General features: G+C 50.5%; 1 protein-coding gene. It reads right to left on the bottom strand.

Annotated elements, in window-relative coordinates:
* Positions 1-549: 549 nt before the first annotated feature.
* Positions 550-2,385: a restriction endonuclease subunit M gene (locus JX325_RS14715; protein ID WP_204791828.1), complete on the bottom strand. Its 1,836-nt coding sequence runs from the start codon at positions 2,383-2,385 to the stop codon at positions 550-552.
* Positions 2,386-2,811 lie beyond the last annotated feature (426 nt).

Below are 2,811 nucleotides of genomic sequence, written 5' to 3'. Positions count from 1 at the left end.
AGACAGTTATAGGGCAGTTCCCTGGAAAATAATACTATTTCTCTCCGTCCCGCTTCAGCCCTCCAGAAGCTCCTTCTCAAATCTTTCCTTTGCTGCTGTCCACTCTTTTTCGGCTTCTTCCTGAAGTTTCTTCACCTTTGATTGGACGGTGTGTATCCTTTTTATCGTCTACAACAGCGCACTGTCCCAAAGTGCCTCTTTGGGAAATAACAATATCCCCTGGGGTGACCTGCGTCCTGAATAAGCTGTTTCCCAATTCCTCTGATATATAAGTTAGATTGGAATAGTCTAAGTAGCCCTGCGGAGTAATATTGGTAATCCGCAAAAGCGGGATACCATTTTCTTGGTAATCCTCGCTTTTAATCGCACTGCCAAAGGGCCCGCAGATGACGTCAGCAATATCCCCAATTGTGGAAAGGCTTTCTCCAAATGCTGTTTTCAGTCTGTTTTCAAGCGCAACATATTCCGGCAGATTGTATTTAACATCTAACCGCTTTCTGAGTATCCCCCGTTTTACTGCGAAAACACAGAGCTCATCCTCGCCGGGGGTCAGGCAAAAAAAGGGGCCGGGTCCTCCTGAAATTTCTTGTACTGCGCAATGACTTCCTCTAACTGCGACTCGGTCTGCCGCCCCGTGGCGTCATAGCCGATCTGCTCCGGTGCGGCCATGAAAATCGCCTCGTTCTCGTCCGGCTTTTCGCTTCCTTTCCGCTTTCGCAGAAAAAGGATGGAGGCCTTTACGCCCGCCCCAAAATGGGCGAAGGCGCACTGCGGCAGGCTCACGACCGCCAAAAGCTGGAAACGCTCCAGAATGAAATCGCGCACATACTGGGTGGAACTGTTGGTAAGGATTCCGTCGGGCAGAATCACAGCGGCCTTGCCGGCGCCCGGCTTCAAAAACTCCCAGATGCGCTCAATGTAAAGCACCTCGGAGCTCTGGTTTTTGCGGGGTTTCTTTTTTCCCTTCGCATCACAGGTATTGCCAAAGCTGTAGTTCTCCAGATAAGGTTTTTCCGCCTTGTTGACGGTAGAGCCAAAGGGAGGATTGGTAAGAATCAGGTCAAATTTATTTTTCTGGAAAGCTGCCTTGTGGGCATGTATTTTGTCCATACTTTCCAGGGCGTCACAGCTGATGACATTTGTGTGCCCGTCGTCGTGGACAATCATATTCATTTTCGCGACCCGGGCAATCTCGTCGTTGATTTCGATTCCAAAAAGATGTTCCGCCGCGAAGTCGTGCCAGTATTTATAATAATCTACCGCCTGGGTGTCTTTGTCATAGTATTCCCCGGCCTGCGTGCGCATATAGTCCAGGGCGTGAAGCAGAAACCCGCCGGAGCCGCAGGCTGGGTCCAGCACGTCCCAGTCGTGCTCCGGCTCCATCATTTTTACAATAAATTCGATGATCGGGCGCGGCGTAAAATACTGGCCGAAGTCTCCCTTGAAAAATCCGTCCATGAACTGCTCAAAGGCGACACCTTTCACGTCAAGGTCCGTTTTATTCAGGTTGATTGATTCCAGATGGGAAACGACTGTGCGAAGCACCCGGTCATCCACCTTGATGGACTCCGTAAAAACGTCCGGGTCCTTGGTTTTCTGCTCGTCATATAAGACGTTGATCCGTTCCGCCAGCTTGGAGGACGGCTCATGGGTCTTGATTTGGAATTGATAAGGCTGCCCGTTTTTACGCGGCTTCTGCTCGTCGCTGATCTTCACAAAGATAAGCTTGCACAGCTCGCCAAACGCGGTGGGAGGGGACAGGCGGCCTCCGCCCCAGAGGGTCTGATGACATTTTTTGATGGCGGAAATCAGTTCTCCGCGCTCTATGGGCGCAATGTCGGAGGCCGGTTCGCCTTTTACGTTTACGCCGCCTTTATAAAAACGGAACTCCTGGGGCTTTCCGTACGCTTTCGGCAGGTCGGCGACAATGTTCTGTTCCCGCTCCAACGCGCCATACTTGTCCGATACATCCAGAACCCGGCGGGTACTGCCGGCAATAATGACCGCGTAAGAGGCCCGCAGCTTGACCCAGCTTGCGTTTCCAACGCCCTGTTCGATCGCTTGAGAAAATTCCGCGTCGGTCACACCATCCCTTTTGCACTCCACCACCGCGTAAGGACGTTTGCATTCGTCATCCTGAAATACTACAATGTCCGCTCTGTCCGTTGGAAGGCGGTCGGGAATTGTAACCTCGATTTTGATGCGTTCTGCGGGATATTCATAATGGTAAATCAATTCCGCCCAAAATTCAGCGCGGACCTTCTCTTCCGGGTCGCTGTAATTCTCCGTATGGCTGCCGGAGGAAGTATAGGTGATTTTTTCTTTTCCAGGCGCTCCAGTGATACGCGCGTATCCATCCTTGATGGCTCTTTCCAGGTTTGTCATGCGGCTCCCTCCGAAAATATATCTCTTAGATTTATGAACGGCTATCTTGCCTGAAGCTATTTTACAGGCTGTGAGTATATTTCCCGAAACAAGATGTCTGCGGTGATACTTCTATTATAGTGAAAGCTGCCGCAAATAGCAAGCATCCATACAAGCTGTTGAAGCTCATAACAGACATCATACAAACCGGCAAGCAATGCAGAGTGGTACCCACTCTGTCGCTTGCCGCTTGTTGGGCAATCCCCCAAGCCCCTTGAACGCACAAAAATTTTGTGCGGCTGCGCGTCCCTGAAGGGACGCTTTTTCTTTTTCCGGTTCAGTTGGGGCCTATAAAATAGAATCTGGTTTCAAACATATTTCGCGTTGACTGTGTTGCGGTTATGTGGTGCTATAAGCGTGAAAGGGGTAAGTATAGGGAAAAGGAAA

The sequence above is a fragment of the Oscillibacter sp. CU971 genome (assembly GCF_905219725.1).
Taxonomy (GTDB): domain Bacteria; phylum Bacillota; class Clostridia; order Oscillospirales; family Oscillospiraceae; genus Oscillibacter.
This window is presented reverse-complemented; position numbering and strand designations above follow the sequence as displayed.